This window comes from Mycobacterium branderi, from assembly GCF_010728725.1.
Classification (GTDB): Bacteria; Actinomycetota; Actinomycetes; order Mycobacteriales; family Mycobacteriaceae; genus Mycobacterium; species Mycobacterium branderi.
The window spans coordinates 3,870,701-3,884,955 of the sequence record NZ_AP022606.1 but is presented as its reverse complement, the minus strand read 5'-3'; the positions used below and the strand labels follow the sequence as shown (position 1 = coordinate 3,884,955).

Sequence of the window (14,255 nt, the reverse complement as noted above, 5' to 3'; positions counted from 1 at the left end):
GCTACGGGCTCCGTTGGGGGAACGGGTCATTGGTGAAATCGATCTGCGCTGCCGGATTGGCGACCGCGGTGGTCATACCCGATCCGAATGCACCGGATTGATCGAAAAGCGTTGCGGTCCCGACGGCGATCCCGTCTGAGGCCCAATGCGAGTCGGCCTGCACGCCGATCCACTCACCAACCGGCAACCGGGCCAGCGCAACGGTCAAGTCGCCGTTGATATAGCCCACACCTTCCGTGCCCAGATTCGTCACCAGGCTGGTCGCCTCTGCACCCATCACTGCTCGGACGAACTGTGAGTTCTTCTCCCCCGCAACAACTTCGATGGCCCGGTTGTAGAAACGCTTGCGCGAACCATTCTGGTGATCGCCCGGTGACCGGCTCCACCCGCCTTCGTCGCTTCCGATCCGCGTCAGCGACGTGTCATTCGGCTCAGGCGGGGCCTCGAAGGACATCGGCGCCGTCCACAACCGGCCCGGTGGCGCAGTCGACCGTCGGTACTGCAGCAGCGTGGCGCGGGCTACCGCTCGTCCTTCTTGACGAACCTCGCATTCTCCACTGCGTACCCGTCGACCGTCACGCAACTGTCGCACGTCGACCGACGTCGGCACTCCGCGCGCCGCCCTGAACAAGTCCACCGTCAGCCGCGCGGGCATGAAATCCGGCGACCCGCAGGAAAGTTCGAGCGCTCGGGTAGCCAACCCGACGACGGCCGGCCCGTTGAGATGGTCGTCGCCCCAGTGACTTTGCGCAAATTGTGTGGGGATGAATTCGCCGCTTTCGGCCAGAGTGAAGTGCGCGGGTTCCGTCGCCATTCGGGCATCTTCGCACAGCACAGAATCCGCTCGGCGATCGATGAGCTCTTGACGAGCGTATGTAGCGCTCGTTACAGTAGCCGGGTGACCCGCGCTCGGCAGGATACGGGATCCCGGGCTCAGTTGCTCGACGCCGCCGAACGGCTGATGGCAGAGAAAGGCTATGCGGCAACACCTGTTTCGGCGATTTGCAAGGCCGCAGCCGTGCCGGTGACGTCGTTGTACTGGCACTTCGGGAGCAAAGATGGACTGCTGGCATCAGTGATGGAACGCGGCGCCGACCGGTGGTTTGCCGCGCTGCCCCGCTGGGAGGACTTCGACGGGCCGCCCGAACAGCACGCCGAGGCGCTACAAATCCAAGGAGCAGAGGCCGTCGCCGCCAACCCGGACTTCTTGCGGTTGTTCTACACGCTGGCCATCGAGGGCCAACACGACGAGGCGGCCGTCGAGACCGTGCAGCGGGTGCGCGGCCACGCCTTGGCCTACTTCCGGTCGGCGATCGAGCATGTGTTGGCACCGATGTGCGACGCCCGCACGGCACATGTCGCGGCCGAAGATCTCGCCCGATTCGCCGTGGCGTTCTCCGACGGGTGTTTCTTTGCCCTGCAACTCGAACCGGAGAGCACCGACCTGCGCCAGATGTATGCGGATCTCGTTGTCGCGATTCGCGCGCTGGCGCCTGCCGCCATCGACCGGGCCGCCCGAAATGAGCCGACACCGTGACCGCAGCTCACTCTGTCCTGATCACCGGCGGCACCGGCAGCCTTGGCTATCGCACCGCGAAAATGCTTGCCCAGGAAGGCTGGTCGGCGGTCATCACCAGTAGAAAAGCGGCAGCTGCCGCCGATGCGGCCGACACGCTCGCACGCGAGACCGGCGGCGAGGTGATCGGCTTGCCGCTGGATTTGACGTCGCTTGACGACGTTCGGCGGTTCGCCGCGGATCTGTCGGAACGCAGCATGACGTTGCGCGGGCTCGTCTGCAACGCCGGCACCCAACTCGTGTCCGGCGACAGCCGTACCAGCGACGGAATGGAGACGACCTTTGTCGTCAACCACCTGGCCCAGTTTCTGCTGATCCACCTGCTCCTGCCGAGCATGACAACGCCTGGACGAATTGTCTTGGTGGCCAGTGATACTCACGATCCAGCCCGGCACACCGGCATGCCCGCACCGCACTACAGCGACGCGCGATCGCTGGCCTATCCCCCGCCGGATGACAGCGACGACGCGGCGCTCGTCGGACGCCGGCGATACACCACGTCGAAGCTGTGCAATGTGCTGACAACCTATGAGCTCGACAGGCGGTTGGCGGCCGGTGAATTGGGTCCGGCATCCGTCACCGTCAACGCATTCGATCCAGGCCTGATGCCGGGAACCGGGCTGGCCCGCGACTATTCGGGGATCCAGGCATTCGCGTGGCGCTACCTATTGCCGGCGCTGACGGTGGTACCGGGCATCAACGTGCATACTCCGACCCAATCGGCCCGGGCGCTGGCCCGGCTCGTCACCGACCCGGCTCTGGAACACACGTCCGGCCGCTACTTTTCGGGTAGGCGTGAGACCCGCTCGTCGGCCGACTCCTACGACCGCGCTAAAGCGGCCGACCTGTGGGACGCCAGCATGGAGTTGGCGGGCCTGCGCTAGCCGACCGCGTCGAACGTGCACTCAGGGCGGGATTTTCCGATTTTTCCGCCCTGGATGCACGCTCGGCGGAAGCAAACGTTAGATTCGCCGACCGTCAGCGCCGAAGAAATGCAGATGATCGGGCTGGGGGCGCAGCCGGACCCGGCTGCCGCGCGGCGGAGGGTTGTGGCCGTCGGCGCGGGCGATCACCGGATGCTCGGTTGCGGCGACCCGCCCGTAGAGGTACGCGTCGGCGCCGAGTTCTTCGACTACGTCGACCTCCATCTCGACGCCGAGCCCGCCCACTTCGAAGTGTTCTGGCCGGATGCCGATAGTCACCTGGTCGGCGGAAATGTCCCGTGACACCGGGATAAGCCAATCGCCCAGGGACACAGCGTGGTCGGAGACGGGCAAGGTGAACAGGTTCATCGCCGGCGAGCCGATGAACTCCGCGACGAACACGTTGACCGGGTTGCGGTAAAGCTCTCGCGGCGGCGCATATTGCTGCAGCACACCGTCACGCAAGACCGCGACCCGGTCGCCCATCGTCATGGCCTCGACCTGGTCGTGGGTGACGTACACCGTGGTGGTACCCAGCCTCCGCTGCAATCCGGCGATCTGGTTGCGGGTTTGGACCCGCAGCTTGGCGTCGAGGTTGGACAGTGGTTCGTCCATCAGGAATACCTGCGGGCGGCGCACGATCGCGCGACCCATCGCCACCCGTTGGCGCTGTCCGCCGGAGAGGTCTTTGGGTTTACGGTCCAGGTAGGGCTCCAGGTCGAGCAGCCGCGCCGCGTCCAGCACCCGCTCGCGGATTTCGGCCTTCGGGGTCTTAGCGATCTTCAACGCGAAACCCATGTTCTGCGCAACGGTCATGTGTGGGTAGAGCGCGTAGTTCTGAAAGACCATCGCGACGTCGCGGTCCTTGGGATCGTCGTCGGTGACGTCGCGCTCGCCGATGCGGATGCGCCCGGAGTCAACGGTCTCCAATCCGGCAATCATCCGCAGCGATGTCGTCTTGCCGCATCCGGATGGTCCGACCAGCACGACGAATTCGCCGTCGTCGACGGCCAGATCGAGGCAGTCCAGTGCCGGCCGCGGCGTGCCCGGATAGCGGCGCGTCGCCTGTTCGAAAGTCACCGACGCCATCGGTCAGCCGCCGAATCCGGTCAACGCGATGCCGCGGACGAAGGCGCGCTGGGCCACGGCGTAGACGACGATCAACGGCAACAGGATCAGCATCGAGGCAGCCATCAGCACCGGCCACCGCGCCACGTATTCGCCCTGCATCCGCACCAGACCGAGCGTGAGGGTGGCAATGCTCTTGCGCTGCAGCATCAGCAGCGGCCACAGGAAGTCGTTCCACACATTGACCCAGGTGAGCACCGCCAGCACCATGACCGCCGGACGGGCGTGCGGCAACAGGATCCGCCAGTAGATCTGCCACGGCGTGCAACCGTCGAGAATCGCGGCCTCCTCGAGATCGGTTGGCAGCGTGCGGAAGAACTGCCGCATCAGATAAGTGCCGAACGCCGTGCCGAACAAACCCGGCACGATCATCGCCCATGGGGTGTCGACCCAACCGGCCAGCCGCATCAGGATGAACTGCGGGATCACGGTCACCGTCAGCGGCACCATCAACGTACCCAGGTACAGCACGAACACCGTGTCACGTCCGTTGAATTGCAGCCGGGCGAACGCGTATCCGGCCAGCGAGCAGAAGAACACCTGCCCGGCCGTCACACATCCGGCATAGACGACCGTGTTGGCAAACATTCGCCAAAACGGCATCAGATCAAAGACTTCGCGGTAGTTCGACCACCGCGGGTGCGACGGGAACAGCGTCGCCTCGCTCACCTCGCCCTCGCGCTTCAGCGAGCCCGACACCGCCCAGGCGATCGGGAACAGCGCACACCACGCGACACCGATCAGCGCGGCATACAGCGCGGCGGCGCGCAGGACGCTGTGTTTGATCATGAGGGTCAGCCTTCCCACGCGCGCCGACGGGCGAACCGTAGTTGCAGGACCGTCAACACCAGCAGGATGGCGAACATCACCCACGCCAGCGCCGACGCGTAACCGAACTCCAGGAAAGCAAAGGCATGCTGAAACAGCATGATGCCCAACACGTAGGTTCCGGTCTCCGGCCCGCCGTTGCGGCCCGTCAACACATAGACAAGGTCAAAGGCCTGGAACGCGTTGATGATCGAGATCACTACCACAAACGACAGCGCGCCACGGATCAAGGGCACGGTGATGGAGACGAATTGCCGGATTTCCCGTGCGCCGTCGATTCTGGCTGCCTCGTAGACGGTTTCGGGAATCCCCTGCATCGCGGCCAACAGAATGACCGTCGCGAAGGGAACGCTTTTCCAGACGCTGACCAGACACAGCGACACCATTGCCCAGTGGGGGTCGATGAGCCACGGGACCGGTCCGATGCCGACCCAGCCGAGCATGATGTTGAGCAGTCCGTTGTCGGTGTTGAACACGAACTGCCAGACGACGGCCATCACCACCGACGACATGGCCAGCGGCAAGAAGACGACGGTCCGAAAGATGCCGATGCCCTTGATTTTCCGGTTCAGCAGGCCGGCGACGGCCAGGCTGATCAGGACGGTCGGCACGATGGTCCCGATCGTGAAGATCACCGTATTACGCACCGCAATGAGAAACAGCGGGTCCGCAGTGAAGAGGTGGCGAAAGTTCGCCAGCCCGACGAACTTCGGGGCGGTGAACAAGTCCCAGTTCTGGAAGCTCATGAAAAGCGAGAAAACCAGCGGGAACAGCATGAACACCGCCACCGCTATCAGGTTCGGCGCGACGAAAAGGCGCCCTGCCCAAGCGCGTCGCCGTGAGTCGATTGCCGTCATGGATTGCGCAGCACCTCGTCGACCTCATGTGACAGCCCGCCCGCCAACGACGTGGCCGGCCGGCTGCCCCGCAGCACCGGCCCGAAGTTGCGGTCCATCAACGCGTTGATCTTTTCCCACGCCGGGCTGACCGGCAGACCCTCGGAGTGGGCGGGCCCACCGGTCAGCACCGCGAGATTGCCGATCCGGCGATGCGCGTCGGCGAACCCCGTGGAGTTGATCGCCGAGCGCAGAACCGGTACGAAAAGGCTGGTTTCGCCGATGATCGCCTGCCCGACGGGGCCTGCGGCGAACTTCACGAACTCCCACGCCTGCTGCTTGCGATCGCTGCTCGCTGCGATGGCGAGGCCGGTGGTACCGATGTTGGACTTGGCACCGTGACCGTGCGGGCCGGTGGGCAACACGGTGACGTCGAAGTCCAAGCCCTCGGCCCGGTCGAACGTCTGGTAGCGCCAATGGCCGCCCAGTGCCATCGCGGCCTTGCCCGAGGAGAACAGATCCATCGTCGACATCGACTGTGTCTCCGATGCGGTGGGCGCGACCTTGTGCTTGTTGGACAGGTCGGCGTAGAACTGCACACCGTCGAGGAACGCGTCGTTGTCGAAGTTGAGGTGCGACGGGTTCATTCGCGGATCCGACCACGGCACACCGTTGTTCATCCCGAACAGCCCGGCCGAGTAGGAGGCGACCCAGGTGTCGACGAAACCCCACCGGGTCACTCTGGTGAGAGCCTTTGCCGTGTCCAGAAACTCGGCAAAACTCCACGGCCGGTCCCACTGCCCCGGCGGCTTCGGCACGCCGGCCTCGGCGAAGTGTTCCTTGTTGTAGTACAAGAAGTTTCCCGACCACTGCTCCGGGAAGGCGTATTGGCCGCCGTCGAACGTGAAGGTCTGGTACAGCGAGCCGATGCTGTCGCGTTTGAGTTCGGCGGCGAAGGCCGGGTCGCGGGCCAGCATGATGTTGAGGTCCAACAGGACTCCCCGGTCGGCCAGCCCGGCGTAGCTGAATTCCCACGCCATCAGCACATCTGGGCATTTGCCGCCGGCGCAAAACGTCGACATCTGCTGCATGGGATCCGGTCCCGACAACAAGGTGCGCACTTTGATGTCGGGGTGCTGACGCTCGAAGGCCTCGACGATGCGCATCCGGGCGTCGGCCTCTTCCGGGTTGGCCGCGAAGAAGAAGGTGAGCGCGTCGTCGTCGGGAGCGCACGCTGAAGGCCACGGGGCCAGCGCCGCCGCGCCGAGCACACCGGCGCCACGCAGCAGTGTCCGCCGTCCGACCGGCTTAGCGACCATGGCGCTTCGATTGTGGCAGTGCGAGAGCGGCGGCGCGCAGCCGATCGCGGTCGCCGATGATGTCGATGGCGTGAATGCGGCCGCCCTCGATCGCGATGACCAGCAGCGCCTGCAGCCGTCCGCCCGGGGCAATCGCAATGCCGGGCGCGCCGTCGACGAGCAGCACGGCGCCGGCCGCGGCGCGCCGGGTGAACCGCCGGGTTTCCTCGGCGACCCGCTGGGCGCCGCGGACCTCGGTGGGCACATCCTCGGGGACCAACACGCGATCGACCCGGCGCACCACGTCGGGGGCCAGCAGATGAAGCAGGGTGGCGATGTCGCCGCCGCGCGAGGCCGCCAGGAACGCCTCGACGATTCGGAGGTGCTCGGCCGTCGGGGCGGGGTCGTCGGACGGTGCCGCGTGCAGGCGCGCACGGGCCCGGCTTGCCAGTTTCTTGGCGGCGTCCGGCGAGCGATCCAGCAGCTCGCCTACGGTTTCGAACGGCACCGCGAACACGTCGTGCAACACGAACGCGACCCGCTGCGGGGGTGAAAGCCGGTCGAGGACCACCAGCAGCGCCCGGTTGACCGCGTCGGCCCGCAGCACGTCCTCGTCGGCCGCGGCCACCGCCGGATGGTCCAGCTCCTCGAGCGGCTGTTCGGCTCGCCTGTTGCGGGCGCGCAACTGGTCGATGGCCTCGCGGGCCGTGATCGTGGTGAACCACCCGGTCAGGTTTTCGACACGCTCCGCGTCGGCGCGGCTGGCCTTGAGCCAGGCGGATTGCACCGCGTCTTCGGCGTCGGCGGCGGAGCCGAGCAGGTGAAACGCCACCGAGCGCAGGTGTCGTCGGTCCGCGTCGAACCGCTGCGCGAGGTCCTCGATGGTGCTCATGGGTCACCTTTCCTGCGCGGCATTCGTCAACGAGGTGAGATCACTATCCGCTGCCAAGGAGACCAGCCATGAGCATTGCATACCTCGTAGTCACGACGATCACCGTGGTGGTCACCGCCGGGATCGCGGTGGCCGACTACATTCCGGCCGGGTTTGTACTGGCCAACTCGGCCGAGGTGGGCGTGCCGCGCTCGTGGTTGCCGATGCTGGGAACACTCAAGCTGGCTGGCGCCGTCGGGCTGCTCGCAGGTCTGGTGGTGCCTGCGATCGGCATTGCGGCCGCGGTCGGGCTGGTGTTGTTCTTCGTCGGCGCGATCGTCACGCATGTTCGGGCAGGCGTGTTCTACAACATCGCGTTTCCGGGCGCCTACCTGTTGTTGGCAATGGCGTCGCTGGTATTGCTGGCTGCGAAGTAGCGAATCCGCTGGATTGCCTTGTCACGAGTAGTCATATCCGCGAGCAGGACGCCGCGGCCCTGGGGTGCGCTGATCGAGGCCGCGACAGTGCGGCCCGCGCCGACGATTTTTGTCCAGCCGGCACCGGCGAGCCGCACGGTGAAATCGGTGATGTCGACGTTCTCGTCGTCTCCGAAAGTGATTGTGGCCGTTGATGAGAGCGCTCGCCGAGCGGCGAATTCGTCTCCGGAGGCAACGGCCTTCAGGAAATGGCCGACACGCTGTTTGTGGCCTGCGCCCACGCGGCGGAAGCCGGCCGCGAAGCCGAGGGTTCCGCGCAGTCGCTGGTTGGCCAGCATGCCTTGCGACAGTTGGACACCAGCGGGCAGGGCCGGCAGCCCGTTGCGCAAGAACTGCAGCATCATGGTCGGCAGTTCCCAGTAGGCCCGCAGCATGGCGATCTTCCATTCTCCGTCGACCAGGCGAAGGTCGTAGCGCAGGAAAGCCGGGATGTGCATCGTCACGGCCGGGCCCATGGCCACCTCGAGTTCGAGATCGCGGATGACGGCCGAGTCCCGCACGACGTCGAGGTCGCGATGAAACGTGATGTCGCGCGGCCCGATGAAGGTGTCGTAGAAGCGGCCGATTTGCGCCGGACCTACATGCGGCCGAGAGCCGACCGGGTCCTCGACGCGCCCGTCGCCGGTGAACAGCCCCACCCAGGCCGCGCGGTCGTGTGCGGCCGCGGCCCGCGGCGACTGCTCGACCGCCGCCAGCAGATCCGACTGCGTCTGGTCCATCACGCCACCGCGACGCCGGCGCTGCGCAGCTCGTCGAGGGCGTCCGCGGTGGACCTCTCCCCTACGCCTGCCGTCAGGTCGCGCAGTACGCGAGTGGCAAAGCCCGCGCGCGCGGCGTCCTTGGCGGTTGCGCGGACGCAGTGGTCGGTGGCGAGGCCGACGACGTCGACCTCGCCGACACCGTGCTGTCGCAGCCAGTCGGCCAGCGGCGTGCCGGCGTCGTCGACGCCTTCGAAACCGCTGTATCCCGCGCTGTAGGCGCCCTTGCGGAAAACCGCCTCGATCCGGCTGGCGTCGAGTTCGGGGTGCAGCTCCGCCCCGGCGGTTCCGGCGACGCAGTGCGGCGGCCATGTCGACGAGTAGTCGGGGTGATCGGAGAAATGGTCACCGGGGTCGACGTGGAAGTCCTGGGTGGCCACCACATGCGGATAGTCCGCGGCGTTCACATAGTCGGAGATCGCGCGGGCCACGGCAGCCCCGCCGCTCACGGCCAGCGAGCCGCCCTCACAGAAATCGTTTTGCACGTCGACGATGATCAACGCCCGCATATCACCCACCGTATCGCCGGCCGGCGCCAGGGCTACTGCTACGTTGCATCACGTAGCCTGTCAAATTATAGTCCAGACACGTGTCCAGACAGTTCGCCGACGACCCGACCGATCCCGATGCCGTGATTGATGCCGGCCACGCCGCAGCGAAGCGGGCATGAGCATGCGGATTGCTTTGCTGTCCTATCGCAGCAAGACTCACTGCGGCGGACAGGGCGTATATGTGCGGCACTTGAGCCGCGGCCTGGTCGAACTCGGACATCACGTCGAGGTGTTCTCCGGTCAGCCTTATCCCGACGGGCTCGATCCGCGGGTGGTGCTGACACCGGTGCCGAGCCTGGACATGTACCGCGAACCCGATCCGTTCCGGATTCCCCATCCGCGCGAGATCCGGGATCGCATCGATTTCCTCGAGCTGGGCACAGTGTGGACGGCGGGCTTCCCCGAGCCACGCACCTTCAGCCTGCGGGCCGCGCGCCTGCTGGCCGAGCGGGCAGACGAGTTCGACGTCGTGCACGACAATCAGAGCCTGGGTGACGGCCTGCTGTCGATCGCGGCCAGCGGCCTTCCAGTGGTGGCGACCGTGCATCACCCGATCACCCGTGACCGGTTGGTGGATCTGGGGGCTGCGCGATGGTGGCGTAAACCGTTGGTGCGCCGCTGGTATGGCTTCTTGAAGATGCAGGAGCGGGTGGCCCGCAGCATTCCCGATCTGCTGACCGTCTCGTCGTCGTCGGCCGCTGACATCATCACCGACTTCGGGGTGGCACCCGACCAGCTGCACGTGGTGCCGCTGGGTGTGGACACCGCACTGTTCGCCCCGTCGGCACAGCCGCGAGTGCCCGGGCGGATCATCGCGATCGCCAGCGCCGACCGGCCGCTCAAGGGCGTCGGGCATCTGCTGCAGGCGGTGGCCAAGCTGCGCATCGAACACGACCTGGAGCTGCAGCTGGTTGCCAAGCTGGAGCCCAACGGTCCCACCGAGAAGCTGATCGCCGAACTCGGAATCTCCGACATTGTCCACACGTCCAGCGGGCTCTCCGACAGCGAGCTGGCAGGGCTGTTGGCGTCAGCCGAGATCGCTTGTATCCCTTCGCTTTACGAAGGCTTCTCGCTGCCCGCCGTAGAGGCGATGGCCAGTGGTACGCCGATTGTGGCCAGCCGCGCCGGCGCGCTGCCCGAGGTGCTCGGCGCCGACGGCGACTGCGCTCGCCTGGTGCCGCCCGGTGATGCCGCCGAGTTGATCCGGGTGGTGGGTGAGCTGCTGGCATCGCCGGATCAGCGGCGCCGGCTCGGGGCGGCCGGCCGCCGGCGGGCACTGGAGGTGTTCAGCTGGGAGTCGGTGGCCGCGCAGACCGCCCGCGTTTACGAACGCGCGATCACGCGCACCTCCCCGGCGGCGGTGGTCGAACCGTGCTGACCGTCGACTTCGATCGGCTCGGGGTCGGCCCCGGAACCAAGGTCATCGACGTCGGCTGCGGCGCCGGCCGCCACAGCTTCGAGGCATACCGCCGCGGCGCCGACGTGGTCGCCTTCGACCAGGACGCCGCCGAACTGGAGCAGGTCGGCAAGTTGTTGCGCGCCATGGCCGAAGCCGGTGAGGCGCCGGCCTCGGCGACCGCAGAGACGGTCGTCGGCGACGCGCTGGCACTGCCCTATCCCGACGGCACGTTCGACTGCGTCATCGCTTCGGAAATCCTGGAGCATGTGCCCGCCGACGACACCGCGATCGGCGAGCTGATCCGGGTGCTCAAAGTCGGTGGCACCCTTGCGGTCACCGTGCCGCGCTGGTTGCCCGAGCAGGTCTGCTGGCTGCTGTCCGACGACTACCACAGCAACGACGGCGGCCACATCAGAGTCTACCGGGCCAGCCGGCTGCGCTCCAAAATCGTGGACGCGGGAATGAAATTCACACACGCCCACCATGCGCACGCCCTCCACGCGCCATTCTGGTGGCTGAAATGTGCTGTCGGAGTGGCAAATTCAGACCACCCGGCCGTGGCGGCCTATCACCGGCTGCTGGTGTGGGACATGATGCAGCGGCCGTGGATCACCCGGCTGGCCGAATCGGCGCTCAACCCGCTGGTCGGCAAGAGCGTCGCGCTGTACTTCGAGAAACCGGTGGCGGCCGTTGAACTGGTCTGACATACCGGGCGTCGCCGACGTCCTGACTCCACAACAATGCCGGCAAACGGCGGAATCCATTGTCGCGGTGCAGGAACCGTCGGGTGCGATCCCGTGGTCGCAGGGCGGGCACACCGATCCGTGGGACCATGTGGAATGTGCGATGGCGCTGACCGCGACCGGCCTGATCGAGCCGGCCCGTCGCGCATTCGACTGGTGCCGCCGCGAACAGCGAGCCGACGGCTCCTGGCCGATCCAACTACGGGCCGGCGTCGTCGAAGACGCCAACAGCGACAGCAACTTCTGCGCCTACATCGCCGTCGGAGTCTGGCACCACGTGCTGGTCACCGGCGACGGCGAGTTCGCCACCACGATGTGGCCGACGGTGCGCGCCGCAATCGAGTTCGTCCTCGAGTTGCAGCAGCCGGGCGGTGAAATCTGCTGGGCGCGTGGCTTGTCCGGTCCTTTACCCGAGGCGCTGCTGACCGGCTGCGCGAGCATCTTTCACAGTCTTCGGTGCGCGTTGGCGTTGGCGAATTACCTCGACGAGCCGCAACCGGAATGGGAAATGGCGCTGGGCCGGCTGGGCCATGCCATCTCCGCCCACCCGTCGGCGTTCACCGAAAAGCCGCACCATTCGATGGATTGGTACTACCCGATCCTCGGTGGTGCGCTGCGCGGTCCGGCCGCCAGCGCCCGGATCGCCGAACGATGGGGTGACTTCGTGGTCGACGGGCTCGGCATCCGATGCGTCGACGACCGGCCCTGGGTCACCGGCGCCGAAACCTGCGAATTGGTCCTGGCGCTCGACGCGATGGGCAACCGCGAGGAGGCGCTGCGCCAGTTTGCCGCCATGCAGCACCTGCGCGAAAAAGACGGATCCTATTGGACCGGTTTGGTGTTCAGCGACGGCAAGCGCTGGCCGGTGGAACGCACGACCTGGACCGGAGCCGCCGTGATCCTTGCTGCCGACGCGCTGTCGTGCACCACCGCCGGCAGCGGCATCTTCCGCGGCACCGACCTGCCCCGTGGCCTTGAAGGCGACTACGACTGCGAGTGCGCGTTCAGTCCGCCGGGCTGACCCGCCGTGCGCTCGAGCACCCGCAACGAGCCGGTTGCCGACCTTTCGGTGAAATCGCCGCTTTGTAGTGCGCGGCAATAGATTTGGTACGGCGCCTGGCCGCCGTCGCGCGGATCCGGGAACACGTCGTGGATGACCAGCGCGCCGCCGAGGGTCACCCACGGCGCCCATCCCTCGAAGTCCTGCTGCGCTGCGGCCTCGCTGTGACCGCCGTCGATGAACAGAAACTGCAGCGGAGTACACCAGCCCCGCGCGACCACGGCCGACTTGCCCACGACCGCAACGACGTTGTCGTCCAGGCCGGCGTCGTCGAGCGTGCGACGAAACGTGGGCAGGGTGTCCAAGCGTCCGGTGACCTCGTCGACCAGGGACGCGTCGTGGTATTCCCACCCCGGTTGATGTTCCTCGGAACCGTGGTGGTGGTCGATCGTGTAGAGAACGCTGTCGGTCGCGACCGCCGCCGCGCCCAGCAGCAGCGTCGACTTGCCGCAGTACGTCCCGATCTCCACGCCGACACCCCGATCGAAGTAGCGCAGCGCCGCGTCGTGCAGCGCACGGCCCTCGTCGGCGGGCATGAACCCGGTCACCCGCTCGGCGAGTTCGAATAACCGCTGGGTGCGCTGCGCGTGGCTCGTCATCACCTGAATCTCATTCATCGGACCTGCAGATATGGTTGCCGCCCATACTACGTTGTAGTAGTGTCCGGACACGTGTCCGACCCGGTAGCCCGGGAGTCGACGAGACGGCGGCTGACTGCCAAGCAAGCCGACACCGTCGACCGGCTGGGCCGCGCTGCAATCGAAGTGCTGAGTCGAGAAGGCTTCTCCGGGTTGACGATTCGCCGGGTTGCCACCGAGGCCGGAGTCGGTGCGGCAACGGCGTACACGTACTTCGCGTCCAAGGAACACCTCGTCGCCGAAGTTTTCTGGCGCCGACTGGCGTCAACTCCGCCTCTGCCCAACGACTCCCCGGATCCCGCCGACCGCGTCATCGCGGTATTGCGCCACATCGCGCTGATGGTCGCCGACGAACCCGAGCTGGCCGGAGCGGTGACCAACGCATTGCTCGGCAAGGATCCCGAGGTCAAGCATCTGCGGCTGCGCATCGGCCGCGAGATCCACCAACGCCTGGTCACCGCATTGGGTTCGGACGGCACTCCCGACGTCGTCGAATCGCTGGAACTGCTTTATGCGGGGGCGCTGGTCCGCGCCGGCATGGGGTATGCGTCGTATGCGCAGATCGCCGACCGGTTGGAGACTTCGGCGCGTCTGCTTCTGAAATAGGCCGGTCACCAGGTGCGGCTGGCATGATCACGGGCGTGGACGTCGACCATCCCGAGCGCGACCAGGCATGGGATGAGGCCGCCCGCTCGGAAACCGAAACCGAACGACTGGACCGCAATTGGGCCAGCCTGTTGCAGGAACTGCGGGTGGTGCAGACCGGTGTCCAACTGCTCACCGGTTTTCTGCTGACGCTGCCGTTTCAGCAACGGTTCGACGGGCTCGGGCCGGCGATGCGTGCGGTGTATCTGGCCACCGTGGCCTGCTCGATCAGCTCGACCGTGCTGCTGGTCGCTCCAGTTGGGATGCACCGGTTGTTGTTTCGCCGGCACCGGCTGAAAGCACTGGTGTCGACGGCGCATCGGTTCGCATACACCGGCTTGCTGCTGCTGGGGTTGGCTCTGGTCGGCGTCACCGTCGTGATTTTCGATTCGGTCGCCGGCCACACCGCCGGCCTGATAGCCGGCGTGTGTGCGCTGGTCGCACTGGCCGGGTTGTGGGTAGCGCTCCCGCTGTGGATGCGCACCACCGACGACCACTGAGCGG

Annotated in this window: 17 protein-coding genes; 8 read left to right on the top strand and 9 right to left on the bottom strand. The window is 66.4% G+C overall.

The window, feature by feature from the left end; translation table 11 throughout:
• Nucleotide 1: 1 nt before the first annotated feature.
• On the bottom strand, nt 2-814 hold the full coding sequence (locus G6N47_RS18900; RefSeq protein ID WP_083131999.1) for an acyl-CoA thioesterase domain-containing protein: 813 nt from the start codon (nt 812-814) through the stop codon (nt 2-4).
• Nucleotides 815-898: 84 nt separating this feature from the next.
• Between G6N47_RS18900 and G6N47_RS18895 the strand changes: the two genes are divergently transcribed.
• Together G6N47_RS18895 and G6N47_RS18890 are read left to right on the top strand one after the other, a co-directional pair.
• Nucleotides 899-1,537 carry a TetR/AcrR family transcriptional regulator gene (locus G6N47_RS18895; protein ID WP_163659688.1) on the top strand — a complete coding sequence of 213 codons (639 nt, stop codon included), beginning with the start codon at nt 899-901 and terminating at the stop codon, nt 1,535-1,537.
• Nucleotides 1,534-2,460 (top strand): SDR family NAD(P)-dependent oxidoreductase, encoded by a 927-nt coding sequence (locus tag G6N47_RS18890; RefSeq protein ID WP_083131876.1) that lies wholly within the window; start codon nt 1,534-1,536, stop codon nt 2,458-2,460. The genes G6N47_RS18895 and G6N47_RS18890 overlap by 4 nt, the downstream gene beginning before the upstream one ends.
• Before the next feature lie 78 nt (nt 2,461-2,538).
• On the opposite strand, the gene G6N47_RS18885 is transcribed toward G6N47_RS18890, so the two are convergent.
• Genes G6N47_RS18885 through G6N47_RS18865 form a run of 5 tightly spaced genes read right to left on the bottom strand, consistent with a single transcriptional unit; the run spans nt 2,539 to nt 7,481 of the window.
• A complete protein-coding gene (locus G6N47_RS18885; RefSeq protein ID WP_083131877.1) occupies nt 2,539-3,588 on the bottom strand; it encodes an ABC transporter ATP-binding protein in 1,050 nt (349 codons plus the stop codon).
• Between the two features lie 3 nt (nt 3,589-3,591).
• Complete coding sequence (locus G6N47_RS18880) at nt 3,592-4,416, bottom strand: carbohydrate ABC transporter permease (protein ID WP_083131878.1); 825 nt, start codon at nt 4,414-4,416, stop codon at nt 3,592-3,594.
• A gap of 5 nt (nt 4,417-4,421) precedes the next feature.
• The gene (locus tag G6N47_RS18875; protein ID WP_083131879.1) at nt 4,422-5,312 is read right to left on the bottom strand and encodes a carbohydrate ABC transporter permease; all 891 of its coding nucleotides are present in this window, start codon (nt 5,310-5,312) and stop codon (nt 4,422-4,424) included.
• Nucleotides 5,309-6,610 (bottom strand): ABC transporter substrate-binding protein, encoded by a 1,302-nt coding sequence (locus G6N47_RS18870; protein WP_083131880.1) that lies wholly within the window; start codon nt 6,608-6,610, stop codon nt 5,309-5,311. The genes G6N47_RS18875 and G6N47_RS18870 overlap by 4 nt, the downstream gene beginning before the upstream one ends.
• Nucleotides 6,600-7,481 (bottom strand): sigma-70 family RNA polymerase sigma factor, encoded by an 882-nt coding sequence (locus G6N47_RS18865; protein WP_083131881.1) that lies wholly within the window; start codon nt 7,479-7,481, stop codon nt 6,600-6,602. The genes G6N47_RS18870 and G6N47_RS18865 overlap by 11 nt, the downstream gene beginning before the upstream one ends.
• Before the next feature lie 68 nt (nt 7,482-7,549).
• On the opposite strand from G6N47_RS18865, the gene G6N47_RS18860 reads away from it, so the two are divergent.
• Nucleotides 7,550-7,897 carry a DoxX family protein gene (locus G6N47_RS18860; RefSeq protein WP_083131882.1) on the top strand — a complete coding sequence of 116 codons (348 nt, stop codon included), beginning with the start codon at nt 7,550-7,552 and terminating at the stop codon, nt 7,895-7,897.
• On the opposite strand, the gene G6N47_RS18855 is transcribed toward G6N47_RS18860, so the two are convergent.
• The gene (locus G6N47_RS18855; RefSeq protein ID WP_083131883.1) at nt 7,849-8,676 is read right to left on the bottom strand and encodes a ketosteroid isomerase family protein; all 828 of its coding nucleotides are present in this window, start codon (nt 8,674-8,676) and stop codon (nt 7,849-7,851) included. The two genes, G6N47_RS18860 and G6N47_RS18855, sit on opposite strands and share 49 nt — an antisense overlap.
• Nucleotides 8,676-9,224 (bottom strand): pyrazinamidase PncA, encoded by a 549-nt coding sequence (gene pncA / locus G6N47_RS18850; protein WP_083131884.1) that lies wholly within the window; start codon nt 9,222-9,224, stop codon nt 8,676-8,678. The genes G6N47_RS18855 and pncA overlap by 1 nt, the downstream gene beginning before the upstream one ends.
• 163 nt (nt 9,225-9,387) lie before the next feature.
• Here pncA and G6N47_RS18845 point away from each other — a divergent pair, with 163 nt between their 5' ends.
• Genes G6N47_RS18845 through G6N47_RS18835 form a run of 3 tightly spaced genes read left to right on the top strand, consistent with a single transcriptional unit; the run spans nt 9,388 to nt 12,429 of the window.
• Complete coding sequence (locus G6N47_RS18845; protein WP_083132000.1) at nt 9,388-10,644, top strand: glycosyltransferase family 4 protein; 1,257 nt, start codon at nt 9,388-9,390, stop codon at nt 10,642-10,644.
• The gene (locus G6N47_RS18840; protein WP_083131885.1) at nt 10,638-11,369 is read left to right on the top strand and encodes a class I SAM-dependent methyltransferase; all 732 of its coding nucleotides are present in this window, start codon (nt 10,638-10,640) and stop codon (nt 11,367-11,369) included. The genes G6N47_RS18845 and G6N47_RS18840 overlap by 7 nt, the downstream gene beginning before the upstream one ends.
• Nucleotides 11,356-12,429 (top strand): prenyltransferase, encoded by a 1,074-nt coding sequence (locus G6N47_RS18835; protein ID WP_083131886.1) that lies wholly within the window; start codon nt 11,356-11,358, stop codon nt 12,427-12,429. Before G6N47_RS18840 ends, G6N47_RS18835 begins: the two co-directional genes overlap by 14 nt.
• Here the strand turns inward: G6N47_RS18835 and G6N47_RS18830 are convergent.
• The gene (locus G6N47_RS18830; RefSeq protein ID WP_372517470.1) at nt 12,393-13,085 is read right to left on the bottom strand and encodes a class I SAM-dependent methyltransferase; all 693 of its coding nucleotides are present in this window, start codon (nt 13,083-13,085) and stop codon (nt 12,393-12,395) included. The genes G6N47_RS18835 and G6N47_RS18830 overlap by 37 nt on opposite strands.
• A gap of 54 nt (nt 13,086-13,139) precedes the next feature.
• Here G6N47_RS18830 and G6N47_RS18825 point away from each other — a divergent pair, with 54 nt between their 5' ends.
• A complete protein-coding gene (locus G6N47_RS18825) occupies nt 13,140-13,712 on the top strand; it encodes a TetR/AcrR family transcriptional regulator (RefSeq protein WP_083131887.1) in 573 nt (190 codons plus the stop codon).
• A gap of 35 nt (nt 13,713-13,747) precedes the next feature.
• Complete coding sequence (locus G6N47_RS18820; protein ID WP_083132002.1) at nt 13,748-14,251, top strand: DUF6328 family protein; 504 nt, start codon at nt 13,748-13,750, stop codon at nt 14,249-14,251.
• Nucleotides 14,252-14,255 lie beyond the last annotated feature (4 nt).

Coding starts and splice junctions, on each gene's coding strand:
- G6N47_RS18900 (WP_083131999.1), bottom strand. CDS start 814: ATGGCGACGGAACCCGCGCACTTCACTCTGGCCGAAAGCGGCGAATTC.
- G6N47_RS18885 (WP_083131877.1), bottom strand. CDS start 3,588: ATGGCGTCGGTGACTTTCGAACAGGCGACGCGCCGCTATCCGGGCACG.
- G6N47_RS18880 (WP_083131878.1), bottom strand. CDS start 4,416: ATGATCAAACACAGCGTCCTGCGCGCCGCCGCGCTGTATGCCGCGCTG.
- G6N47_RS18875 (WP_083131879.1), bottom strand. CDS start 5,312: ATGACGGCAATCGACTCACGGCGACGCGCTTGGGCAGGGCGCCTTTTC.
- G6N47_RS18870 (WP_083131880.1), bottom strand. CDS start 6,610: ATGGTCGCTAAGCCGGTCGGACGGCGGACACTGCTGCGTGGCGCCGGT.
- G6N47_RS18865 (WP_083131881.1), bottom strand. CDS start 7,481: ATGAGCACCATCGAGGACCTCGCGCAGCGGTTCGACGCGGACCGACGA.
- G6N47_RS18860 (WP_083131882.1), top strand. CDS start 7,550: ATGAGCATTGCATACCTCGTAGTCACGACGATCACCGTGGTGGTCACC.
- G6N47_RS18855 (WP_083131883.1), bottom strand. CDS start 8,676: ATGGACCAGACGCAGTCGGATCTGCTGGCGGCGGTCGAGCAGTCGCCG.
- pncA (WP_083131884.1), bottom strand. CDS start 9,224: ATGCGGGCGTTGATCATCGTCGACGTGCAAAACGATTTCTGTGAGGGC.
- G6N47_RS18845 (WP_083132000.1), top strand. CDS start 9,388: ATGCGGATTGCTTTGCTGTCCTATCGCAGCAAGACTCACTGCGGCGGA.
- G6N47_RS18830 (WP_372517470.1), bottom strand. CDS start 13,085: ATGAATGAGATTCAGGTGATGACGAGCCACGCGCAGCGCACCCAGCGG.